General features: G+C 55.1%; 17 protein-coding genes, 6 pseudogenes and 1 riboswitch. Of the genes and pseudogenes, 8 read left to right on the top strand and 15 right to left on the bottom strand.

The features are described from left to right. Positions 1–6 precede the first annotated feature (6 nt). The 7 genes and pseudogenes from ftsL to leuO form a co-directional block, all read right to left on the bottom strand. Positions 7–369 carry a cell division protein FtsL gene (gene ftsL, locus WLO32_RS03365; protein ID WP_435947193.1) on the bottom strand — a complete coding sequence of 121 codons (363 nt, stop codon included), beginning with the start codon at positions 367–369 and terminating at the stop codon, positions 7–9. Then, on the bottom strand, positions 366–1307 hold the full coding sequence (gene rsmH / locus WLO32_RS03360; protein WP_435947192.1) for a 16S rRNA (cytosine(1402)-N(4))-methyltransferase RsmH: 942 nt from the start codon (positions 1305–1307) through the stop codon (positions 366–368). The genes ftsL and rsmH overlap by 4 nt, the downstream gene beginning before the upstream one ends. A 3-nt stretch (positions 1308–1310) precedes the next feature. Further along, complete coding sequence (gene mraZ / locus WLO32_RS03355; protein ID WP_435947191.1) at positions 1311–1769, bottom strand: division/cell wall cluster transcriptional repressor MraZ; 459 nt, start codon at positions 1767–1769, stop codon at positions 1311–1313. Positions 1770–2333: 564 nt separating this feature from the next. Then, positions 2334–3340 (bottom strand): annotated as a pseudogene (cra, locus tag WLO32_RS03350) (catabolite repressor/activator). 175 nt (positions 3341–3515) lie between these two features. Further along, positions 3516–4007 (bottom strand): acetolactate synthase small subunit, encoded by a 492-nt coding sequence (ilvN, locus tag WLO32_RS03345; RefSeq protein ID WP_121266960.1) that lies wholly within the window; start codon positions 4005–4007, stop codon positions 3516–3518. Between the two features lies 1 nt (position 4008). Next, positions 4009–5733 carry an acetolactate synthase 3 large subunit gene (gene ilvI, locus WLO32_RS03340; protein ID WP_435947190.1) on the bottom strand — a complete coding sequence of 575 codons (1725 nt, stop codon included), beginning with the start codon at positions 5731–5733 and terminating at the stop codon, positions 4009–4011. 408 nt (positions 5734–6141) lie between these two features. Further along, positions 6142–7087, bottom strand: a pseudogene (leuO, locus tag WLO32_RS03335) (transcriptional regulator LeuO). Between the two features lie 817 nt (positions 7088–7904). Between leuO and leuA the strand changes: the two are divergent. The 4 genes and pseudogenes from leuA to leuD all read left to right on the top strand — a co-directional run bounded on the left by leuA (position 7905) and on the right by leuD (position 12591). Continuing rightward, positions 7905–9477, top strand: a pseudogene (gene leuA / locus WLO32_RS03330) (2-isopropylmalate synthase). A gap of 1 nt (position 9478) precedes the next feature. Beyond that, positions 9479–10570 (top strand): 3-isopropylmalate dehydrogenase, encoded by a 1092-nt coding sequence (gene leuB / locus WLO32_RS03325; protein ID WP_435947189.1) that lies wholly within the window; start codon positions 9479–9481, stop codon positions 10568–10570. Between the two features lie 2 nt (positions 10571–10572). Then, entirely contained in the window at positions 10573–11973 is a 1401-nt protein-coding gene (gene leuC / locus WLO32_RS03320; protein ID WP_435947188.1) for a 3-isopropylmalate dehydratase large subunit, read from the top strand. Positions 11974–11985: 12 nt separating this feature from the next. Then, positions 11986–12591: a 3-isopropylmalate dehydratase small subunit gene (leuD, locus tag WLO32_RS03315; protein ID WP_435947187.1), complete on the top strand. Its 606-nt coding sequence runs from the start codon at positions 11986–11988 to the stop codon at positions 12589–12591. A 100-nt stretch (positions 12592–12691) separates the two neighbouring features. Here the strand turns inward: leuD and WLO32_RS03310 are convergent, their stop codons facing one another. From WLO32_RS03310 to sgrT, 6 genes and pseudogenes are all read right to left on the bottom strand, one after another. Beyond that, complete coding sequence (locus WLO32_RS03310) at positions 12692–13156, bottom strand: DUF943 family protein (protein WP_435947186.1); 465 nt, start codon at positions 13154–13156, stop codon at positions 12692–12694. After that, positions 13140–13328: pseudogene (locus tag WLO32_RS03305) on the bottom strand (DUF3289 family protein); the annotation flags it as partial. The gene WLO32_RS03310 and the pseudogene WLO32_RS03305, both read right to left, overlap by 17 nt. A 110-nt stretch (positions 13329–13438) precedes the next feature. Then, positions 13439–13903 carry a DUF943 family protein gene (locus WLO32_RS03300; protein ID WP_435947185.1) on the bottom strand — a complete coding sequence of 155 codons (465 nt, stop codon included), beginning with the start codon at positions 13901–13903 and terminating at the stop codon, positions 13439–13441. Between the two features lie 39 nt (positions 13904–13942). Continuing rightward, positions 13943–14221, bottom strand: a complete 279-nt coding sequence (locus WLO32_RS03295) for a DUF3289 family protein (RefSeq protein WP_435947184.1) — start codon at positions 14219–14221, stop codon at positions 13943–13945. 180 nt (positions 14222–14401) lie between these two features. After that, on the bottom strand, positions 14402–15580 hold the full coding sequence (locus WLO32_RS03290; protein ID WP_435947183.1) for a sugar efflux transporter: 1179 nt from the start codon (positions 15578–15580) through the stop codon (positions 14402–14404). A gap of 92 nt (positions 15581–15672) precedes the next feature. Continuing rightward, positions 15673–15858 carry a glucose uptake inhibitor SgrT gene (sgrT, locus tag WLO32_RS03285; protein ID WP_435947182.1) on the bottom strand — a complete coding sequence of 62 codons (186 nt, stop codon included), beginning with the start codon at positions 15856–15858 and terminating at the stop codon, positions 15673–15675. An 88-nt stretch (positions 15859–15946) separates the two neighbouring features. Between sgrT and sgrR the strand changes: the two are divergent. The 4 genes and pseudogenes from sgrR to thiQ all read left to right on the top strand — a co-directional run bounded on the left by sgrR (position 15947) and on the right by thiQ (position 21039). After that, a pseudogene (sgrR, locus tag WLO32_RS03280) lies at positions 15947–17606 on the top strand (HTH-type transcriptional regulator SgrR). 35 nt (positions 17607–17641) lie between these two features. Continuing rightward, positions 17642–17743, top strand: a riboswitch (TPP riboswitch). A 35-nt stretch (positions 17744–17778) separates the two neighbouring features. Next, positions 17779–18762: a thiamine ABC transporter substrate binding subunit gene (gene thiB / locus WLO32_RS03275; RefSeq protein ID WP_435947181.1), complete on the top strand. Its 984-nt coding sequence runs from the start codon at positions 17779–17781 to the stop codon at positions 18760–18762. Beyond that, positions 18738–20348, top strand: a complete 1611-nt coding sequence (gene thiP, locus WLO32_RS03270; RefSeq protein ID WP_435947180.1) for a thiamine/thiamine pyrophosphate ABC transporter permease ThiP — start codon at positions 18738–18740, stop codon at positions 20346–20348. Before thiB ends, thiP begins: the two co-directional genes overlap by 25 nt. Continuing rightward, positions 20332–21039, top strand: coding sequence for a thiamine ABC transporter ATP-binding protein ThiQ (gene thiQ / locus WLO32_RS03265; RefSeq protein WP_435947179.1), 708 nt, complete (start codon positions 20332–20334; stop codon positions 21037–21039). The genes thiP and thiQ overlap by 17 nt, the downstream gene beginning before the upstream one ends. Here the strand turns inward: thiQ and WLO32_RS03260 are convergent. Both WLO32_RS03260 and araC read right to left on the bottom strand, forming a co-directional pair. After that, positions 21030–21804 (bottom strand): annotated as a pseudogene (locus WLO32_RS03260) (DedA family protein). The gene thiQ and the pseudogene WLO32_RS03260 sit on opposite strands and share 10 nt — an antisense overlap. Positions 21805–21891: 87 nt before the next feature. Next, on the bottom strand, positions 21892–22737 hold the full coding sequence (araC, locus tag WLO32_RS03255; RefSeq protein WP_121266974.1) for an arabinose operon transcriptional regulator AraC: 846 nt from the start codon (positions 22735–22737) through the stop codon (positions 21892–21894). Positions 22738–22776: the final 39 nt, after the last annotated feature.

The raw sequence follows: 22776 nt of genomic DNA, 5'->3' as shown, positions 1-22776 counted from the left end.
GATTCCTTATTGCTGAACTACGATGTTTTCCTGCGAAGGATCCACATGCTGCAGCTGCAGCTTCTCCGTAGCGATCCGTTCCACCCGGCTATGATCGCCGAGGGCGTTTTCTTCTAAAATCAGGTTGCGCCATTCAATATCCAGAGCGTCGCGCTCCACCACCATCTGTTCACGTTGAGCCGTAAGCAAACGGGTGTGGTGCGCGGTGGTCACCACTGAAATGGCGGTAAAAATAATGGCGATAAACAAGCACAGTGGCAGTTTGCCGTGGCGTAAAAGATCCCCGCCAATAACCGTTGGCAGCGCGTGGCGCTCGTTGCTGCCAAGCTGGGTTACTTTTCCCAGGGCTTCTGTCACCGCGTTTATCATGCGTTAGTCCTCTCAGCAATGCGCAGAACCGAACTGCGGGCACGCACGTTTTCCGCCACTTCTTCATCGCCTGGCATCATTTTGCCAAGCGATTTCAGATAGCGGCCGCCGAGCTTGTTCAGCTGCGCTTCCGTCATCGGCAAACCGGCCGGCACCTGCGGACCGCGGCTGTTCTCGCGCATAAAGCGCTTCACGATACGGTCTTCAAGGGAATGGAAGCTGATTATCGACAGGCGTCCGCCGGGAGATAAGGCCTCAATCGAGCCTTTCAACGCGTTTTCAATCTCTTCGAGCTCGCTGTTAATCCAGATACGGATGGCCTGGAAAGTGCGGGTCGCAGGATGCTTAAATTTGTCTTTAACCGGCATTGCCGCCGCCACAACCGCAGCCAGCTCTTTGGTGCGGGTCATCGGCTGTTCGCGGTTACGCTCGACGATGGCGCGCGCAATACGTTTGCCGAACTTCTCTTCGCCGAAGGTTTTAATCACCCAGGCGATGTCGGCTTCGTCTGCGGTCAGCAGCCACTGCGCGGCAGATTGCCCGCGGGTTGGATCCATGCGCATATCCAGCGGGCCGTCGCGCATAAACGAGAAGCCGCGCTCTGCGTCATCAAGCTGGGGTGAGGAGACGCCGAGATCGAGCAAAATACCGTCGATTTTACCCGTAAGCCCGCGTTCGCCTACGTACCGGGCAAGCTCCGAGAAAGGACCGTGAATGATGGTGAAACGCGGATCGTCAATCGCCTGAGCCGCCGCGATGGCCTGCGGATCGCGGTCGATAGCCAGCAAACGACCTTCTGCGCCCAGCTGGGAGAGAATCAGTCGTGAATGGCCACCGCGACCAAACGTGCCATCAATGTAAATGCCATCGTGACGAATATTAAGGCCGTTCACGGCCTCATCAAGCAGCACCGTAGTGTGTTTAAAATTTTCCATCATTACTTATAGTGACAAGTCCTGCAGGCGTTCCGACAAACCGGTTGCCGTTTCCTGCTCAGCGTCGATGTCTTCCTTGATCTGTTGATGCCAGGTCGCTTCATCCCACAGTTCAAACTTATTGAACTGCCCGACCAGCATGACTTCTTTGGTCAGCCCGGCGTGCTGGCGCAAAACAGGCGCCACCAGCAATCGCCCGGCACTGTCCATCTGACATTCGCTGGCATGACCAAGTAAAAGGCGTTGAACGCGGCGCTCTACGGGATTCATGCTCGACAAACGGGCTAGCTTTTGTTCAATAATTTCCCACTCGGGGAGGGTATAGAGCAGCAGGCAGGGGTGATGGATGTCGATGGTGCACACCATCTGACCTTCTGAGGTTTCGACAAGCTTTTCCCGGTATCGGGCAGGTACGGCAAGCCGCCCCTTGCTGTCGAGATTGACTAATGTTGCCCCACGGAACATGCCAGCCTCACCCTAAATTGACCCTTTCCACCACTTTACCCCACAAATTCCCACCCGAGGGAGTTTACGGAGCGGAGGAAAAGCTTGTCAAGCAAGCCTCGCGGCTCAGGGAAATAAATTTCCCAGCCTAAGCGATTGATTAATGGCTGGCGTGAAAAGCACTGCAAGAGCGAAGCAAAATTAACGCTATGAATATTTGAAAGAAAAGAGACGAATAAACATGCAGCTCGTTAAATCGACTGAAAACCCTGTAAGCGAAATATTAAGTACTCAGTTTGCGACGCGGTCGGCATTTTAAGGCATTTCCCGCCAGGATAACAGCGCCGGATGCGGGCTGAACGCAGCGCGGGGGCGGGCGTGGGGAAAAGTGAATCACTATTGTTTAATTAACCGACATTTTTTAACGCCTCGTATGTAACAAAATAATACAACGGAGCGAATTAAACTTTTAAAAGATTCTTTTCTTTACATTAGCGGTAAGGAAATTAAACGCCTGAAATAATAAAGGGATTATAAAGAAGAAAAATCTTAATTAACAAAGGCAGCCGAAACTGCCTTTTTTGGTTAATGGCGGCTTAAGCTGCCGCGATGATAAAGGTTGCGGCGAATGCGGGTAAGGCGCCCGGTTTAGGTTTTCGCGGTTCATCAAGGCTTGCGAGCACCAGCTCCAGCACGCGCTCGGCCACGTCCCGATGGCGCTGCGCTACCGCCAGCACCGGGCACTGCAGGAAATCGAGCAGCTCGTGATCGCCAAAGGTGGCGATCGCCAGTTCGGAAGGCAAACGTCCTTCACGGCGCAAAGTGACGTCCATCACTCCCTGCAGCAGGGCGAACGACGTTGTATACAGCGCCTGCGGCATCGGATGCGTTTCCAGCCATTTTTCGAAGAGCTGACCTGCGGCTTCGCGCTCATAGCTGTTCGCATACAGGAAATGGACCTCGCGCGGGTCATCTTTCCAGGCCGTACGAAAGCCCTGTTCACGCAAGTAGCTGACGGAAAGCTCGGGCAGCGCGCCGAGATAAAGAATCGTTTCGCCCGGGAATTTACGCAGCTCCTCAGCGAGCATCTCAGCATCTTCCTGATCGGCGCCCACTACGCTTGTAAAATGTTCGCGATCCAGCGCCCGGTCGAGGGCGATGATGGGAAAAGAGTCCTTCGCCCAGCGCTGATAGAAAGGATGCTCCGGCGGCAGAGAGGTTGAAACGATGATGGCGTCAACCTGGCGCTGTAAGAGATGCTCGATACAACGCATCTCGTTATCCGGCTGGTCTTCTGAGCAGGCAATCAGCAGCTGGTAGCCGCGCTGGCGCGCCTGACGTTCAAGGTAGTTCGCAATTCGGGTGTAACTGGTGTTTTCCAGATCCGGGATCACAAGGCCAATAGAACGCGTGCGCCCCGCCCGTAAACCCGCCGCCACCGCGTTCGGGTGGTAGTTATGTTCGCGTACAACCGCCATGACTTTCTCAACGGTTTTGTCACTGACACGATACTGCTTTGCTTTACCGTTGATGACGTAGCTCGCCGTGGTGCGCGAAACTCCGGCCAGGCGCGCGATTTCATCCAATTTCACAGTAGCCCCTTAATCAGAAAGTTATCCATAACCATACCCTGGTCATGGTTACAACATTGACATCTAAGCGCAGAATAATACCTCCAGCAACTGCTTTTGCAGGCAGTTGCTGAAAGGTTTGCAAAAAAAAGCCCGGTATCGCTTACCGGGCCTGTGAACCAGATCACATTTATTACTAACGCATTATTTTATCGCCGCGCGAGACGCCAACGATGCCCGAGCGCGCCACCTCGACGATTTTCGCCACTTCACGGATAGTGTTCAGAAAAGCATCGAGTTTATCGCTGGTGCCGGCAAGCTGAACCGTATAAAGCGTGGGGGTGACGTCGATGATTTGGCCGCGGAAAATTTCCGCGCTGCGCTTCACCTCTTCGCGTCCGTATCCGCTGGCCTGCACTTTCACCAGCATGATTTCACGTTCAACGTGCGCCCCCTGCCCCAGCTCGCTCACCCGCAGCACGTCCACCAGCTTATGCAGCTGCTTTTCGATCTGCTCAAGCACTTTTTCATCGCCGACGGTCTGTATGGTCATGCGCGACAGGGTTGGATCGTCCGTCGGCGCGACGGTCAGGCTTTCGATGTTGTAGCCGCGTTGAGAAAACAGACCGATAACCCGAGAGAGCGCTCCGGATTCGTTTTCCAGTAAGACAGATAATATCCGGCGCATATCAGGTTCTCTCCGTTTTGCTTAACCACATTTCGTCCATTCCCCCGCCGCGGATCTGCATCGGATAAACGTGTTCTGTCCCGTCGACCGTGACGTCCACGAAGACCAGGCGCTGATTTTTCACCGCTTCTAGAGCTTCCGCCAGCTTGCTTTCCAGCTCATCGGGTTGGGTAATGCTGATGCCGACATGCCCGTAAGCTTCCGCCAGGCGAACAAAGTCAGGCAGCGACTCCATATAAGACTGGGAATGACGGCCGGAATAAATCATGTCCTGCCACTGCTTCACCATGCCGAGGTAACGGTTGTTAAGGTTTAATACCAGCACCGACAAGCCGTACTGCAGCGCCGTAGAGAGCTCCTGAATATTCATCTGAATACTGCCGTCGCCGGTCACGCACACCACGGTTTCCTCGGGCAGCGCCAGTTTCACCCCGAGCGCCGCCGGCAGGCCAAAGCCCATGGTGCCAAGCCCGCCGGAGTTTATCCAACGACGCGGCTCGTCAAAGGTGTAATAAAGAGCGGCGAACATCTGATGCTGGCCCACGTCAGAAGTCACGTATGCTTTACCGTCGGTGAGCTTATAAAGAGTTTCGATAACCGCCTGCGGCTTAATCTTTCCGCTTTCACGGTCGAATTCCAGACACTGCCGTGCGCGCCAGTGTTCAATTTGCTGCCACCAGTCGCGAATATCATCGCCTGACTGCGGCGTATCTTCCTGCGCCAGCAGCTCAAGCATCTGTTGCAACACCAAACGCGCGTCGCCCACGATAGGAATATCTGCCCCAACCGTTTTCGAAATAGAGGTCGGATCGATATCAATATGCAGCACGGTGGCGTTCGGACAGTATTTCGCCAGGTTGTTGGTTGTGCGGTCGTCAAACCTCACCCCTACGCCAAAGATCACATCCGAGTTATGCATGGCCATATTGGCTTCATAGGTTCCGTGCATCCCTAACATGCCCAGCGCCTGCCGGTGCGTGCCCGGAAACGCGCCCAACCCCATTAAAGAAGAGACGACGGGGATATTGAGCTTCCCGGCTAGCTCACGCAGCTCCGCATGACAGGCGGAGGTAATAGCGCCGCCGCCCACATACATCACCGGCTTTTTCGCGCTCAGCAGGGTCTGCAACGCGCGTTTTATCTGACCTTTATGTCCCTGCGTCGTCGGGTTATACGAGCGCATGCTCACCGTTTCCGGGTAGCTGTAAGGAAGCTTATTTGCCGGGCTCATAATATCTTTCGGCAGGTCCACCACCACAGGCCCCGGGCGGCCGCTTGCGGCCAGCCAGAACGCTTTTTTGATGATGCCGGGAATATCTTCAGCCTGCTTAACCAGGAAGCTATGCTTTACCACCGGGCGCGAAATGCCCACCATATCGCACTCCTGGAAAGCATCGTACCCGATGAGGGAGGTGGCGACCTGGCCTGAAAGCACAACCAGAGGGATGGAGTCCATATAAGCGGTAGCGATACCGGTGATGGCATTGGTCGCGCCGGGTCCTGAGGTTACCAGCACAACCCCGACTTCCCCGGTTGCTCGTGCCAGTCCGTCAGCCATATGTACGGCGGCCTGTTCATGGCGGACCAGCACATGATCGATCCCACCAATTGTATGGAGCGCATCGTAAATATCGAGTACAGCGCCCCCCGGATAGCCGAATACATGCTTAACGCCCTGATCGATTAACGATCGGACGACCATCTCGGCTCCTGACAACATCTCCATGGTTTGCCTCCAGGCTCACGTGTTGACCGACGGCAGAATTCATTTCCGCGCGGTCATTAAGGCAGGTTCTTAGGCCCTGCCTGACTTTTTATTTGTAAGTTTTCCTTCCTAACATAACCGTTGAAAATCAGGCGATCAATCACATGACCGCGCGCCTGCCCGCTGGTTTTTAACTTCCTTGCTACAAAACGCCGACATGACGAAGTTAACTCCTGAATATAAGCAAATACTATTACTGAATATGTTATGAACGGGAGAATTACAGGTGAAATCTAATTAACGCGGGGGTTTTGATGAATAGCGAGGCGGCTGTCAGAAAATGCTACAGCATAAAATGCTGCATTGAAGACGATAAAAAGGAAAACCGGCCTGTTTTCAGGCGCCGGTTTATCCGCTAACGCTCGGGGACTATCTGCGGCAAACAGAAGTAAGTAATTTCGCCATCCACTGGTGGCCCTCGGTCTTTATCCGCCGCCTCGTGCCATGACAGGTAGCAGGTACGCCTGTTTTCCTTAAGCGGAAGGGCAAATATTTTCAGCCGCAAACTTTCGGAGAATTCTTCGGCCAGCCAGCGCGGAGCGATCGCCACTAATTGCGTCTGCGATACGACATTCAGCACGCTTGTCAGCGCCATTCCCTGATAAGAAATACAGGCTTGTCTTGGCGGCGTCTGGTACCAGAGCGCGCTAAAGGAAGCAAAACGATCCAATGAAACCACCGCATGCTGCTCGTTATAAATATCTTTCTCTTTTAACGGCGCCATCAGCCGGGGGTGTTTTTGGCTTGCCACCAGAACCATTTCGTCTTCAAACAGCGGCACACAGGTAAATTCCGAACGGCGAAAATCATCATAGGCGATAACAAATTCCGTTTCCTGATAGCGCAGCTGGTGCTCGATGTCTTTATGCAGGCAGGATTTAAACAACAGCTGAATATTAGGCGCCGAATCCCGGACGTTATTAAAAATGACGGAGGTCAGCAAATTATCAAGCGGGCTGCTGACGCAAAGTTGAAAAACGCGTTCACTTTCGTCGGGTTCAAAGCCCGTGCCCGGCAGTTCGTTTTGAACAAGCTGTAAGGCCTGGCGGACGGAGGCAAACAGCTGATAAGCCCGCGCCGTGGGCTGTATTCCGCGCCCGTAGCGTACAAACAGCTCATCGTTGAACATAACCTTCAGGCGCGCCACCGCGTTGCTGACCGCCGGCTGCGACATTCCCAGCAGCCGGGCGGCTTTTGTAATGTTCTGAACCTGCATCACCGCGTCAAAAACGGTCAGCAAATTTAAATCCACCGCGCGTAGCCGGTATTTATTCCCGTCATTCACGGGCGGACGTTGTATATAATCTTCAGACATTATTCACTCCAGTAACAGGGCAGAACCTTTTGTCCGTCAGGCTCTGCATGCAATTCCATTCGACCTTTAAAAATATACTGGCAGCAACAATCAGCGGGTCCGTCATCTTAACATCCGCCGTCCCGCTCAGGTATGCCCGACTCCGGAAATCATCTTATTGCTATAACAGAGCTCGCACAATGGCCGCAAGGCGCTGTAGGTTTCCGAACTGATTTACCGGCAGCTAATACAAACACAAAATGTCCCTGCGTACAATAATTGACCCAATGAATAATATTTTAAACGCTGGCCAATTATTTAAAATACGCCCACTTTGATTTTAGGAATATCCTACATAAAGATCGCTTTACTCCATTCAAAAAGGATGAAAGCCGCTGCGGCATATTAAAGATACGCCTAATTAATCACTTTTTTATGTCGTAATCAGCAATTCAACCGGCTTCATTTTTTTGGTTATTTCTGAAAACAACCGTTTTAAAGAGCATTAGCATATTTTTGGATTCTCCTTGTTTTTAGCATAATAGCCTGGCCCACGCGTTCATTGCGCCAGGCCCTGCTGACGTTCATCAACCGCTTAGGGTTGACACGGCAAAGCAGATCAAGTACCAATAAATGCATATCGCAAACGCTTGAGGCCTGAAACATGATTCGCACCCATCGCCTACTAGTTCTACTACTAAACGCATCTTATTTGCGCGGTAGACTGGTGGGCGACATCAAGCGTTGATTCAAGCCATCAGACTGAAAAAACCCGCGCCGCTGCGCGGGTTTTTTTATGCCCGCAGCGCCGGCGCTAAAACAAAAAAAGGACCATAACATGAGTCAGCAAGTCATAATTTTTGATACGACCTTACGTGATGGTGAGCAAGCGCTGCAGGCCAGCCTGAGTGTGAAAGAGAAGCTGCAAATCGCGATGGCGCTGGAGCGTATGGGCGTCGATGTTATGGAAGTCGGTTTCCCGGTTTCCTCCCCCGGCGATTTCGAATCCGTACAGACCATCGCCCGCAACGTCAAAAATAGCCGCGTATGCGCGCTGGCCCCGCTGCGTAGAAAAAGATATCGATGTCGCAGCCGAATCCCTGAAAGTCGCAGAAGCATTCCGCATCCATACCTTTATCGCCACCTCTCCAATGCATATCGCCACCAAGCTGCGCAGTACGCTGGATGAGGTAATCGAGCGCTCGATCTATATGGTGAAGCGCGCGCGTAATTACACCGACGACGTTGAATTCTCCTGCGAAGATGCGGGACGCACCCCGATTGCTGACCTGGCGCGCGTAGTAGAAGCCGCGATTAGCGCAGGCGCAACCACTATCAATATCCCTGACACCGTCGGCTACACCATGCCGTTTGAGTTCGCCAACATCATCACCGGCCTGTACGAGCGCGTACCAAATATCGATAAAGCGATTATTTCCGTACATACCCACGACGACCTGGGCCTGGCGGTAGGCAACGCCATTGCGGCAGTTCACGCCGGCGCTCGCCAGGTTGAAGGCGCGATGAACGGCATCGGCGAGCGCGCCGGCAACTGTTCGCTGGAAGAAGTCATCATGGCCATTAAGGTGCGCAAAGACATCATGAACCTGCACACCAACATCAATCACCATGAAATCTGGCGTACCAGCCAGATGGTCAGCCAGATTTGCAATATGCCGGTGCCGGCTAACAAAGCCATCGTCGGCACCGGGGCTTTCGCCCACTCCTCCGGCATCCACCAGGACGGCGTGCTGAAAAATCGCGAAAACTACGAAATCATGACCCCCGAGTCCATCGGCCTGAATCAGGTACAGCTGAACCTGACCTCCCGCTCGGGGCGCGCCGCCGTGAAACACCGCATGGACGAGATGGGTTATAAAGAGAGCGACTACAGCCTGGATAATCTGTACGACGCTTTCCTGAAGCTGGCGGACAAAAAAGGCCAGGTCTTCGATTACGATCTGGAAGCGCTGGCCTTTATCGGCAGGCAGCAGGAAGAGCCGGAGCATTTCAGCCTGGAATATTTCAACGTGCAGTCCGGTTCAAGCGTTATCTCAACCGCGTCCGTGCAGCTGCACTGCGGTGAAGAAACGCATTCTGAAGCCGCGACGGGTAACGGCCCGGTTGACGCGGTTTACCAGGCCATCAACCGCATCACCCATTACGACGTCGAGCTGGTGAAGTATCAGCTGTCAGCAAAAGGCCAGGGTAAAGACGCGCTGGGCCAGGTAGATATCGTTGTTACCCATAAAGGCCGCCGTTTCCACGGCGTAGGTCTGGCGACCGATATCGTCGAATCCTCAGCGAAAGCGATGATCAACGTGCTGAACAACATCTGGCGCGCCGGCGAAGTCGAAAAAGAATTGCAACGCAAAGCTCATAATAATGAAAACACTCAGGAAACCGTGTGACATGTCAAAATCTCATCATATAGCAGTATTGCCCGGCGACGGCATTGGCCCGGAAGTGATGGCGCAGGCGATGAAGGTACTGGATGCCGTGCGTACGCGCTTCGATATGCGTATTACCACCAGCTCCTATGACGTTGGCGGCATCGCCATCGACCGCCATGGCAATCCTCTGCCTCCGGTTACCGTTGAAGGCTGCGAGCAGGCTGACGCCATTCTGTTTGGCTCAGTCGGCGGCCCGAAATGGGAACATTTGCCGCCGACCCAGCAGCCAGAGCGCGGCGCGCTGCTGCCGCTGCGTAAACATTTCAAACTATTCAGCAACCTGCGCCCTGCGCGTTTGTACCAGGGGCTGGAAGAGTTTTGCCCGCTGCGTGCCGATATCGCCGCCAAAGGCTTCGATATTTTGTGCGTGCGCGAGCTGACCGGCGGGATCTATTTCGGCCAGCCAAAGGGGCGCGAAGGCTCTGGCATGCATGAAAAAGCTTTCGATACCGAGGTTTATCATCGTTTTGAAATCGAACGCATCGCGCGTATCGCCTTTGAGTCAGCGCGTAAGCGCCGCAATAAAGTCACCTCCATCGATAAAGCGAACGTGCTGCAGACATCCGTGATGTGGCGCGAAATCGTCAATGAAATCGCCGGCGAGTATCCGGACGTCACCCTGTCGCATATGTATATCGACAACGCCACCATGCAGCTGATTAAAGATCCTTCCCAGTTCGACGTGCTGCTGTGCTCCAACCTGTTCGGCGATATTCTGTCAGACGAATGCGCGATGATCACCGGCTCAATGGGCATGCTGCCTTCCGCCAGCCTGAATGAGCAAGGCTTCGGCCTGTACGAACCTGCGGGCGGCTCGGCGCCGGATATCGCCGGCAAAAATATTGCAAACCCCGTTGCGCAGATCCTGTCGCTGGCCCTGCTCCTGCGCTATAGCCTGGACGCTGAAGAAGCGGCAAGGGCCATTGAAAATGCCGTGAACCTGGCGCTGGAAGAAGGCTTCATGACCTACGATCTGGCCCAAGATGGCAAAGCAATCAGCACCGACGAGATGGGCGACACCATTGCCCGCTTCGTGGCTCAGGGGAAATAATCATGGCGAAGACGTTATATCAAAAATTGTACGATGCGCATGTCGTTTACGAAGCGGCGGACGAGACGCCGCTGCTGTATATCGACCGTCATCTGGTTCATGAGGTCACCTCGCCGCAGGCGTTTGACGGCCTGCGCGCGCACCGTCGTCCGGTGCGTCAGCCGGGTAAAACCTTCGCGACCATGGATCACAACGTTTCCACGCAGACCAAAGACATCAACGCCTCCGGCGAAATGGCCCGCATCCAGATGCAGGAGCTGATGAAAAACTGCAAAGAGTTCGGCGTCGAGCTGTATGACCTGAACCATCCGTACCAGGGCATCGTTCATGTGATGGGGCCGGAACAGGGCATTACGCTGCCGGGGATGACCATCGTGTGCGGCGACTCCCACACCGCGACCCACGGCGCATTTGGCGCGCTGGCGTTTGGCATCGGCACTTCTGAAGTCGAGCACGTGCTGGCCACGCAAACCCTGAAGCAGGGCCGCGCCAGGACGATGAAGATTGAGGTCACCGGCAGCGCTGCGCCAGGCATCACGGCAAAAGACATCGTGCTGGCGATCATCGGTAAAACCGGCAGCGCGGGCGGCACCGGTCACGTGGTGGAATTCTGCGGCAGCGCCATTCAGGCCCTCTCAATGGAAGGCCGCATGACGCTGTGCAATATGGCCATCGAAATGGGCGCCAAAGCGGGCATCGTTGCGCCGGATGAAACCACCTTTAACTACGTGAAGGGCCGTCTGCACGCGCCAAAAGCCGAAGACTGGGACGAGGCGGTCGCGTACTGGAAAACCTTCAGCACGGACGAAGGCGCAAAATTTGACAGCGTGGTGACGCTGGACGCCGCCGATATCGCGCCACAGGTCACCTGGGGCACCAACCCGGGGCAGGTTATTTCCGTGACGGAAAATATCCCGAACCCGGCATCCTTCGCCGACCCGGTCGAACGCGCATCGGCCGAAAAAGCGCTGGCCTATATGGGGCTGAAGCCGGGCATTCCGTTGACCGAAGTGGCTATCGACAAAGTCTTTATCGGCTCCTGCACCAACTCGCGCATCGAGGATTTGCGTGCCGCGGCGGAAATCGCCAAAGGCCGTAAAGTCGCGCCGGGCGTACAGGCTCTGGTTGTGCCGGGTTCAGGTCCGGTAAAAGCGCAGGCGGAAGAAGAAGGCCTGGATAAGATTTTCATTGAAGCAGGTTTCGAATGGCGTCTGCCCGGCTGCTCAATGTGCCTGGCGATGAACAACGATCGTCTGGAACCGGGCGAACGCTGCGCTTCGACCAGCAACCGTAACTTTGAAGGCCGCCAGGGCCGCGGCGGACGCACGCACCTGGTGAGCCCGGCGATGGCGGCGGCGGCGGCCGTTACCGGTCATTTTGCTGACATCCGCACGTTGAAATAAGGGAAAAACACCATGGCAGAGAAATTTACCCAACATACCGGCCTGGTCGTTCCGCTGGATGCCGCAAACGTTGATACCGACGCAATTATTCCGAAGCAGTTTTTGCAGAAGGTCACCCGCACCGGTTTTGGCGCGCACCTGTTTAACGACTGGCGCTTTCTGGACGATGCCGGACAGCAGCCTAACCCGGAGTTCGTGCTGAATTTTCCCGAGTTTAAAGGCGCATCCATTTTGCTGGCGCGTGAAAACTTCGGCTGCGGTTCATCGCGCGAGCACGCGCCCTGGGCGCTGACCGACTACGGCTTTAAAGTCGTTATCGCGCCAAGCTTTGCGGATATCTTCTACGGCAACTCGTTCAACAACCAGCTGCTGCCGGTCACCCTGAGCGAAGCAGAAGTCGACGAGCTGTTTAAGCTGGTGGCGGCAAATCCGGGTATTAAATTTGTTGTGGATCTGGAAGCGCAAACCGTGAAGGCGGGGGAAAAAACGTATTCTTTTAATATCGATACCTTCCGCCGCCACTGCATGCTGGAAGGGCTGGACAGCATCGGCCTGACGCTGCAGCACGAAGGCGCTATTTCCGCCTACGAACAGAAACAACCGGCGTTTATGCAGTAAGCTCCCCTGCCGCCCCTTTCCTGCAAAGAGAGGGGCACAGCCGGGCTGCCCGTCACCCTGCCGCCCGGCGTCTTCTTTACCCAATCCTTTGCTAAACGGCTTACTTATTTTTCATTTTAACTATCCCGCCGTTTTTCCCAATTACATATCTGTTGCCATCGAAAGAGAAAAATGGCTCTTCATCATTGTACCTGTAGATAGTCATAAACTTTTCTTTATCAATGCAGTTTTTTGGCGTTTGCATATCATAGAAACACATGCGGTCATATTTCCCTTCCTCTTTGTAACCCTCACCAAAATCCCAGAAAATCATGACGTAAAAGCCATCTTCCGCAGGTTTTGGAGCATTATATTTTTCTTTTATTATGCTCTTATTTTCCAGCCACCACCTGATTTTACCTTTATCAGTAAAGGGGAGGTTGCGCACTAAAATATCACTATAGTTACTCCGCTGATGGATGGCGACGATTTGCGCCGGATGCAGTACCCGCCAGATAAAACAGCCCAGCAGGACGCTGCCGGCCAGCAACAGCATAAAGATGATTTTTTTATTTCTTGCTTTCACTGCGCTCTCCGTCAATCTCGATGGTGGCTACCATATTGGTTATAAAAGGTTTAAAACCAAGCTGGTTGTATCTCTGAAGCACAAACCAGAGACGGAAAAAACGGAGTTTTTTAAAGGTTGTATTCAGGACATTCTCCTTAACAAGGCCCACATCATCCTTTATTTTATAATATGCGGTTATGCAAAGGCGCTATTTACGCCTGGAAACGGAAACAACTGGCATTTATGCAGTAATCCCCACTGCCGCCCGGCGTTTTTTTACCCAACCCTTCGCAAAACGGCTTACTTATTTTTCATTTTAACTATCCCGCCGTTTTTCCCAATTACATATCTGTTGCCATCGAAAGAGAAAAATGGCTCTTCATCATTGTACTTGTAGATAGTCATAAATCTTTCTTTATCAATACAGTTTTTTGGCGTTTGCATATCATAGAAACACATGCGGTCATATTTCCCTTCCTCTTTGTATCCCTCGCCAAAATCCCAGAAAATAATAGTATAACTACCATAAGATGCAGGTTTAGGAATACCATAGCGACTTTTTAGCCTATCCTTATTTTCCAGCCACCAGGCTATTTTCCCCCGATCGGTAATCGGGAGGTTTTTTACTAAAACAGAACTGAAGTGTCCATCCTCATGCACAGCAACAATTTCTATCGGCCGAAGGCTTCGCCAGATAAAATAACCCAGTAAAAGGCTGCCAACCAGTAATACCACTGAAAGAATTTTTTTACTTTTTGCTTTCATTACGCTCTCCGTCAATCTCGATGGTGGCTGCCATATTGGTTAGCGCGATAAATAACGAAACTCATCAAAAAGGAGGCTGGCGCACTCCTGACGGCTAACCTTTTCATTTTCGCCACGGGAGTCATAAATTCGCATTTGATTAAACAGGGTAATTTTAGTCAGGGTATAAGGATTAACTCTTGAAGAAACGTCCGTTAAATTAAACTGTGATTTTAGCTGCGCCTCCGACAGATCGCCGTAGCGCATATCGCCCGCGCCATAGTCATCCATGCGCTTTTGCGTTTTGAATATCTCGCAGGGGAATTGCAATTTATCCATAGGATTACACTCCTTGTATAATCGTCATTTTGCTTTCTACAGGAGGATAAGCGATTAACCAGCGAGAAAAAACAGCAGGAGCTTAAATCAGATTTTTGCCCGCTATTATTATGACAACGTTTAACGCCCCGCTCCGGTTCGGTAAAAACCAGGCGAGGCCGAAGCGTTAACGTACCAGGCTTATATATTCTTTACCCGGCTCGTCAGCCCTAAAGCCGCTACCGCAAGCACGGCAATCAGCCAGTATACGGAATAGTGCCCAAAGCTCTCGGTAAGTGCCCCTTGCAACACGCCCGCCAGAATCACCCCGGTTGAAATGCTGTTCGTAAAGAGCGTGGTGGCGGAACCCGGCCGCCCGGGCATTAAATCCTGGAACCAGAGCATGCCGATACCGGCCACGATACCGATAAACACCGCGTTAAAAAGCTGCAAAATCAGTAACGCCGCCCGATGGTGAAACACAATCAGCCCAACGTAGAACAGCACGCCGGCGGCCACGGCGATGATCATCATGCGCCGCTTCCCGAAACGCTTCACGTAGTAGCCCGCCAGAATCATGGCCGGAATTTCCAGTCCCGCCGCCGTTCCCATCAGCAGGCCGGCAAGCGATTCAGGCAGCCCTAAATCACTGCTGATCCACAGCGGCATATCGATGATATACATGGTGTTGCAGGTCCACATCAGCATCGAGGCGATAAACAGCATACGCACGTTTTTATCCTTCCAGCCGCTGACCTGCGTAAGCGCCACGTCGGCGGCCTGCTCGATTCTGGCGACGGAAGGCAGCGCAAAGAAGATAAGCGCTAGCGAAATAACAAAAATTCCCGCGGCGATAAGAAACATGGTGGTAAAGCCGTAGTTCAGCGCCAGCATAAAGGAGAGCGGCGGGCCGATAACCCAGGCAAGCGAGAGCTGAGCGCGCATCACCGAACTGAACATCACCACTTCACGCGCGGAGCTATCCGCGTATTCGCGCGCCAGAGCAAAAATCTGCGGCATGGCGGTATTTGCTACGGAGGCGAACATCACGCCGAGGGTAATTAACGTCAGGTAATGGCGATTAAAAGCAAACAGCACACAGTTTGCCACCGCCATCACGCAGCAGACCATTATCAGCCTGCGCCTGTCGCCCTGGCTGTCGGAGCGTTTGGCCAGCAGCAGGCTGACCAGGATGCCGGCCACGGCGTTGACGGTATAAAACAGGCCGACCCAGAAAGGGCGCACTTCCACCTCGCGCGACAGAAACAGGCTGAGAGTGGGCGCCTGAAGCGCTCCCGCAATGCCCATCATAAAAGCGACTACCATAAAAGCGGCGTATACCGGATTGATACGTCGTCTTTTAGTCAGAAACCAGGCCATGCGGGATCCTTAATACATGCGGGCATAAGTGCTGAAATCATAAACTAAAAAAGCCAGCAGTTAACCTGCTGGCTGGTGAAAAGCACCAATACTCAGTCACACTTGATAAAGGCGGCTCCGGGCTTGTCGGCCGTCGGGGTAGTAACCTCCCACTGCATTAAGTCTTCGAGCATCCTCAGACGTTGCCCTGCTGTCAGGCGAGCCAGCCATCCAGACTCGACAAATTTTGTCGCGGCAAAGTAATTTCGGTAAAACTCAACGGCTGATGACCGATTCATATGCCCCTCCTCGCTTTCATCGTTGATGATTATTGGCGTAATATAGGGAAAGTTAAATTGATGAGTTTCCAGCTGGAGTTCCTCTTTTATGTCTTCCGGTCGTTTGCAACAACAGTTCATCCGCCTGTGGCAATGCTGCGACGGTAAGCCGCAAGAAACTACGCTTAACGATCTGGCGGAGATGTTGAACTGCTCGCGCCGCCATATGCGTACGCTTTTAAATGCGATGCAGGAAAAAGGCTGGCTAAGCTGGAAGGCGGAAGCCGGGCGCGGCAAGCGGTCGCAGCTTGAATTCCTGTATACCGGCCTGGCGCTCCAGCAGCAGCGGGCCGAGGATCTTCTGGAACAGGATCGAATCGATCAGCTGGTGCAGATCGTCGGGGATAAAGCCGCCGTGCGGCAGATGCTGATCTCCCACCTTGGCCGCAGCTTCCGCCAGGGCCGCCACATTCTGCGCGTGCTCTATTACCGGCCGTTGCTGAACCTGCTGCCCGGTTCGGCGCTGCGTCGTTCAGAGACGCATATCGCCCGGCAGATTTTCAGCGGCCTGACGCGCATAAATGAGGAAAACGGGGAACTGGAAGCGGATATCGCCCATCACTGGCAGCAGATTTCGCCCCTGCAGTGGCGCTTTTACCTGCGTCCCGGCATTCATTTTCATCATGGCCGCGAGCTGGACATGCTGGATGTAATGACCTCCTTGCAGCGCATTAATAGCCTGCCGCTGTATGCCCATATCAGCCAAATCAGCACGCCAACGGCCTGGACGCTGGATATTCACCTGTCCCAGCCGGACCGCTGGCTTCCCTGGCTGCTTGGCAGCGTGAACGCGATGATCCTGCCGCGGGAGTGGCAGACGCTGGATAACTTTTCCCGCCAGCCCGTGGGCACCGGCCCTTATTCCGTAGTGCGCAATAACAATAACCAGCTCAAGATTCAGGCCTGGGATGACTATTTCGGCTATCGCGCGCTTATTGACGAGGTGAATTTCTGGGTGCTGCCGGAGATCGGCGAGGAGGTGAGCTGCGCCGTACAGCTGCAGGGCATGCCGGATAGCGAAAAAGCGGTAGAGAGCCGGCTGGAGGAGGGCTGCTATTATCTGTTGTTCGACAGCCGTTCTTCACGCGGCAGCCATGACGGCGTGCGCGCCTGGGTAAGCCACGTGCTTGCCCCTATTAATCTGCTGTATGGCGCGGGCGAACAGATTCAGCAGTACTGGTTCCCGGCCTACGGGCTGCTTCCGCGCTGGCATCATACGCGCCCGCAGCCCGCGGGGGAGAAGCCCGCCGGCCTTGAAACCCTGACCCTGACTTTCTATCGCGACCACGTAGAGCATCGGGTCATCAGCAATATTATGGTGCAGCTCCTCGCCGCGCACGGCGTTCATCTTGAGGTGCAGGAGGTGAGCTACGAAGAGTGGCACCAGGGCGCGGGCCGCCAGCGATATCTGGCTTAACAGCGCCAACTTCACCCTGCCGCTGGAGTTTTCGCTCTACGCCCACCTCTACGAGGTGCCGCTGATTCAAAAATGCATTGGCATCGACTGGCAAACCGACACCCTTAGCTGGCATCAGGGCGAGCTGGCGCTGCCGGAGTGGTGTCAGCAACGCGTTGAGCGCAATGATATTTTGCCGCTGATTCACCACTGGCTGCGCATTGAAGGCCAGCGCAGCATGCGCGGCGTCAGAATGAACACGCTCGGCTGGTTCGATTTTAAATCCGCCTGGTTTGCGCCGCCTGAGCCATAGCGCTTCCGAATCATTCACAGAATCATTACAATGGCGCGTTCTCAACGGGGTGCCAGGACAAATTGTCCGCGCTGAGATAATACCCGTCGAACCTGATCCGGATAACGCCGGCGAAGGGATTTGAGGCTTATTGCTCAAAGTCCTTTGCCACCCCTAATTGAAGAGGTGCAAAGTGTTCAAAAAATTACTGCCGCTGCTCATGCTCGCCGCCGCCCCGGCGTTCGCGAAACCCCTGCTCACCGTTTATACCTATGACTCCTTTGCCGCGGACTGGGGTCCGGGTCCGGCGGTAAAAAAAGCCTTTGAGGCCGACTGCGGCTGCGAGCTGAAATTCGTCGCGCTTGAAGACGGCGTATCGCTGCTTAACCGTCTGCGCATGGAGGGTAAAAACAGCAAGGCCGACGTGGTGCTTGGGCTGGATAACAACCTTCTGGAAGCGGCTTCGCAAACCAAACTTTTCGCCGCGGCCAACGTCGACACCAGCGCTCTGAAAATTCCCGGCGGCTGGAAAAACGCCACCTTCGTCCCCTTCGATTACGGCTATTTCGCCTTCGTCTACGATAAAAACAAGCTGAAAAACCCGCCGAAGAGCCTGAAAGAGCTGGTCGAAAGCGACCAGAAATGGAAGGTGATTTATCAGGATCCGCGCACCAGTACGCCGGGCCTGGGCCTGCTGCTGTGGATGCAGAAGGTCTACGGCGATAAAGCCCCCGAGGCCTGGGCGAAGCTTGCGGGCAAAACCGTCACCGTCACCAAAGGCTGGTCTGAGGCCTACGGTCTGTTCCTGAAGGGCGAAGGCGATCTGGTGCTGAGCTACACCACTTCTCCGGCCTACCACATCATTGAAGAGAAAAAGGATAACTACGCCGCGGCGGACTTCAGCGAAGGGCATTATCTGCAGGTGGAAGTAGCGGGCCGCCTGGCCGCCAGCAAACAGCCGGAGCTTGCGGAAAAATTCATGAAGTTCATCACCCAGCCGGGCTTCCAGAACGCCATTCCAACCGGCAACTGGATGTATCCGGTCACCGACGTGAAGCTGCCGGCAGGCTTTAGCAGCATCAAAAAACCACAAACCTCGCTGGAATTCACGCCGAAGGAAGTCTCCGATCTTCGCGCCGGCTGGATTAGCGCATGGCAACGCGCAGTCAGCCGCTAATTCCCGGCTGGCTGCTGCCGGGCCTGTCTGCCGCCGCCCTTGTGGTGGCGGTAGCCCTGGCGGCCTTTCTGGCGCTGTGGTTTAACGCGCCGCAAAGCGATCTGCGCGCGCTGGCGCAGGACAGCTATCTGTGGCACGTCCTGCGCTTCTCCCTGTGGCAGGCGTTTCTCTCCGCCGCCCTTTCGGTATTCCCGGCGATCTTTCTGGCACGCGCGCTCTATCGCCGCCGCTTCCCCGGCCGCCTGGCCTTGCTGCGTTTATGCGCCATGACGCTGGTGTTGCCGGTGCTGGTCGCCGTATTTGGCATTCTGACGGTTTACGGACGCGTCGGCTGGCTGGCGTCGCTCTGCTCCTGGCTGGGCGTGGAATGGACTTTCTCGCCCTATGGCCTGCAGGGCATTTTGCTGGCGCACGTCTTTTTTAATTTACCCATGGCCACGCGGCTTTTGCTGCAGGCGCTGGAAAGTATTCCCGGCGAACAGCGGCAGCTTGCCGCCCAGCTTGGCATGCAGGGCTGGAATTTCTTCCGCTTTGTGGAGTGGCCCTGGCTGCGTCGCCAGATCCTGCCCGCCGCCGCCCTGATTTTTATGCTCTGCTTCGCAAGCTTCGCCACCGTGCTCTCGCTGGGCGGCGGGCCGCAGGCGACGACCATCGAGCTGGCTATTTTCCAGGCGCTGAGCTACGACTACGATCCCGCCCGCGCGGCGCTGCTCGCGCTGGTACAGATGATTTGCTGTATGGGCCTGGTGCTGTTAAGCCAGCGGTTCAGCAAAGCTATTCCCGCAGGCGTAAGCCAGGTGCAGGGCTGGCGCGATCCGCAGGACAACCTGCGTCGTAAGCTGTGCGACGGTGCGTTAATCGCCCTCGCCCTGCTGCTGTTATTGCCGCCTCTGCTGGCGGTCATCATTGACGGCGTGAATAACGGATTCAGCACCGCGCTGGCGCAGCCGATCCTCTGGCGGGCGCTGTTCACCTCGCTGAGGATAGCCGTTGCCGCCGGCGTTATCTGCGTAATCATCACCATGATGCTGCTGTGGAGTTCAAGAGAGCTGCGTCTGCGAAGCCGCGCTTTTGCCGGACAGGCGCTGGAGCTGAGCGGCATGTTAATTCTCGCCATGCCGGGCATCGTGCTGGCGACCGGCTTCTTCCTGCTGCTGAATAATACGGTCGGCCTGCCGCAGTCTGCCGACGGCATCGTGATTTTTACCAACGCGCTGATGGCTATCCCCTATGCGCTAAAAGTGCTGGAAAACCCGATGCGCGATGTGGCGGAGCGGTACGGCAAGCTGTGTCAGTCGCTGGATATTAAAGGCCTGCGCCGTTTGCGCTTAGTTGAGCTGCGGGCGCTGAAAATTCCGCTGGCGCAGGCGCTGGCCTTTGCCTGCGTGCTGTCGATTGGCGATTTCGGCGTGGTGGCGCTGTTCGGCAACGAAGATTTCCGCACCCTGCCGTTCTATCTCTACCAGCAAATCGGCTCCTATCGCAGCCAGGACGGCGCCGTCACCGCGCTTATCCTGCTGATGCTCTGTTTTGCCCTGTTCACCCTGATTGAAAAACTTCCGGGACGCCATGCTAACGCTGACTGATGTAACCTGGCTTTATCACCATTTGCCGATGCGCTTTTCCCTCACCGTGGCGGCGGGCGAACGCGTGGCGGTGCTTGGGCCAAGCGGCGCGGGGAAAAGCACCCTGCTGAGCCTGATCGCCGGTTTTCTGCAGCCGGCCAGCGGGGAAATTATCCTTGGCGGCGAGAACCATACCCATACCGCGCCCGCACGGCGCCCGGTCTCCATGCTGTTTCAGGAGAACAACCTTTTTACGCATTTAAGCGTGCGGGAAAATATCGGGCTGGGAATGCATCCCGGCCTGAAGCTCAGCAAGGAACAGCGTGAGCGTCTGCGGACCATCGCCGCGCAGATGGCGATTAGCGATCTGCTGGACCGCCTGCCGTCGCAGCTTTCCGGCGGGCAGCGTCAGCGCGTCGCCCTGGCGCGCTGCCTGGTGCGCGAACAGCCCGTGCTGCTGCTCGATGAGCCCTTTTCCGCCCTCGATCCGGCGCTGCGCTTTGAAATGCTGCAGCTGCTTGAGGATCTTTGCCGGCAAAAACAGCTCACCTTATTGATGGTTTCCCACAGCATTGAAGATGCGGCGCGCATAGCCGAAAGGAGCCTGGTGGTGGTAGACGGCCGCATCATTTGGGATGGCGATACGGCAAGTTTAATCAGCGGCGAAGCGAGCGCTTCTGGCCTGCTGGGGATAAAAACGGCTCAGGGCTGACCCGATAATACCTTCCAGAGGATCTTCAGGTAGAGGGGCATCAGCGGGTGCATCTGCAATGCGGCAAAGCTGCCGGCCGCCAGCGCGACGGTCAAGGGCGCAAGCCAACGCAAACGCGCGCGCGGCAGATAGCGCGTCAAGCGATCCTGACCCGATTTACCGCAGCGCCACCAGCGCCAGCTCAGCCAGCCCGCCAGCCACACCAGCAGCGCCACGCCCAGCAGCAGCCATTTGAAGCTGCTGCTTTGCATATCCGCAGGAATATCGATAGCCGCGCCCGCCAGAATGCCCGGCATAAAGTACAGCGGCGGCCAGAAAATGCAGCCGATGATATTCGGCAGAATAAATTTCGCCACGGGCAGATCCAGCATTCCCGCCACCATCGGCACCAGCGGGCGGGTCGGGCCAACAAAACGGCCGACCAGAATGGTGAACATGCTGTGCTGATGCAGCGCATGCTCGGTTTTATCCAGCAGCGCCTTGTTCTTTTTCATAAAGGACCATCGGTGCAATGGCCCTTTAAAACGTCCGCCCAGCCAGAATGAGATCCAGTCTCCCAACAGGCAGCCCACAATTCCCGCCGCCCAGGCGTGCCAGAAGCCGACCTGCCCGCTGCCAATCAGCGCGCCGAGCCCCGCCATCATCACCGTGCCCGGTAAAATCAGCCCCACCAGCGCCAGCGATTCCAGAAAGGGCCACCAGCATTACCGCGATAAGCGAATAGGCCACTGACTGTGTAATAAAGTGTTCCAGCAAAGCTTCCATAAAGCATCCGTCGAGAAACGAGTAGGCGATTCTCCTGAGTGATTACACTATCGTCAAGGCATCATTTGTATGAATGAATAATAGCGGCTATTCACAGCCCGCGCGGAATTCGCTCGGGCTTGCTCCGGTGCATTTTTTGAACACGCGGGAAAAGTAGAGCTGGTCTTCGAAACCCACGTTGCGCCCGACGCTTGCGATCGGCATGCGCGTGGTGCTGAGCAGCAGCTTCGCCTGGCTGATGCGCTGGTCTTCCCGCCAGCTTAAAACGCTGACGCCAAGCTGCTGACGAAACAGGTGCGATAGCCGGGATGGCGATAAACAGACGTGCTGCGCCACGCTTGCAATATCGAAATGGCTGTCCGCAAGGTGGTCGCTGATGTACTGACAGGCGTCGCGCACGCGGTTATCCAGCGGCGGATTAAGCGAGGCGCTCATGGCTTCCATGCGGCGCAGCAGAAGCTGCTCAAGAAGATTGATCGCCAGCAGCTCCGCGTAGCGCCCTTCGGCCTGCCCGGCGTCGATTATCTGCTGAAACAGCTGCGAAAACCCTTCCTGCCGGGCATCGTCGGGGCGATAAAATCCCGTATGGGCGAATATCGGCTCCCAGTTCAGCCACTCCTGCCAGTAGGCGCGCGGGCGGAAGTAAACCCACTGGTGATACCACTCTTTGCTGTTCGGGGCGCGCCCATAGTGATGCACTTCGCCGGGCGGGAACAGCAGCATGTCGCCGGGGCGGCAAACGTAATTCTTTCCCTGGTTGTTGATGACCCCTTCCCCACGCACGGTGAGATTGAGGATATAGCCTTTCATGCCCAGCGGCCGGTCGATAAAAAAATCGAGCGGCCCCTGCGCCTCAATCGGCGTTAATCCCGCCACCAGATGCGCGTTAAAGGAGTAGCCGGGCAGCAGGGGATCGTTTTGGAGTTCAGGCATTCACACGCTCGCTTTTTATCAGAGATAAGAGAAACAATT

The organism is Dryocola mayonis (assembly GCF_051307045.1).
GTDB lineage: Bacteria > Pseudomonadota > Gammaproteobacteria > Enterobacterales > Enterobacteriaceae > Dryocola.
The sequence above is the reverse complement of the archived record's forward strand: the minus strand, read 5'-3'. Positions and strand labels throughout refer to the sequence as shown.

Excerpts from the sequence above, each read along its gene's own strand:
- thiP (WP_435947180.1), top strand. The coding sequence starts at position 18,738 with ATGGCAACGCGCAGTCAGCCGCTAATTCCCGGCTGGCTGCTGCCGGGC.
- WLO32_RS03300 (WP_435947185.1), bottom strand. The coding sequence starts at position 13,903 with ATGAAAGCAAAAAGTAAAAAAATTCTTTCAGTGGTATTACTGGTTGGC.
- ilvI (WP_435947190.1), bottom strand. The coding sequence starts at position 5,733 with ATGGAGATGTTGTCAGGAGCCGAGATGGTCGTCCGATCGTTAATCGAT.
- WLO32_RS03295 (WP_435947184.1), bottom strand. The coding sequence starts at position 14,221 with ATGGATAAATTGCAATTCCCCTGCGAGATATTCAAAACGCAAAAGCGC.
- leuB (WP_435947189.1), top strand. The coding sequence starts at position 9,479 with ATGTCAAAATCTCATCATATAGCAGTATTGCCCGGCGACGGCATTGGC.
- ilvN (WP_121266960.1), bottom strand. The coding sequence starts at position 4,007 with ATGCGCCGGATATTATCTGTCTTACTGGAAAACGAATCCGGAGCGCTC.
- mraZ (WP_435947191.1), bottom strand. The coding sequence starts at position 1,769 with ATGTTCCGTGGGGCAACATTAGTCAATCTCGACAGCAAGGGGCGGCTT.
- araC (WP_121266974.1), bottom strand. The coding sequence starts at position 22,737 with ATGCCTGAACTCCAAAACGATCCCCTGCTGCCCGGCTACTCCTTTAAC.
- thiQ (WP_435947179.1), top strand. The coding sequence starts at position 20,332 with ATGCTAACGCTGACTGATGTAACCTGGCTTTATCACCATTTGCCGATG.
- leuD (WP_435947187.1), top strand. The coding sequence starts at position 11,986 with ATGGCAGAGAAATTTACCCAACATACCGGCCTGGTCGTTCCGCTGGAT.
- sgrT (WP_435947182.1), bottom strand. The coding sequence starts at position 15,858 with ATGAATCGGTCATCAGCCGTTGAGTTTTACCGAAATTACTTTGCCGCG.
- rsmH (WP_435947192.1), bottom strand. The coding sequence starts at position 1,307 with ATGATGGAAAATTTTAAACACACTACGGTGCTGCTTGATGAGGCCGTG.
- leuC (WP_435947188.1), top strand. The coding sequence starts at position 10,573 with ATGGCGAAGACGTTATATCAAAAATTGTACGATGCGCATGTCGTTTAC.
- ftsL (WP_435947193.1), bottom strand. The coding sequence starts at position 369 with ATGATAAACGCGGTGACAGAAGCCCTGGGAAAAGTAACCCAGCTTGGC.
- WLO32_RS03290 (WP_435947183.1), bottom strand. The coding sequence starts at position 15,580 with ATGGCCTGGTTTCTGACTAAAAGACGACGTATCAATCCGGTATACGCC.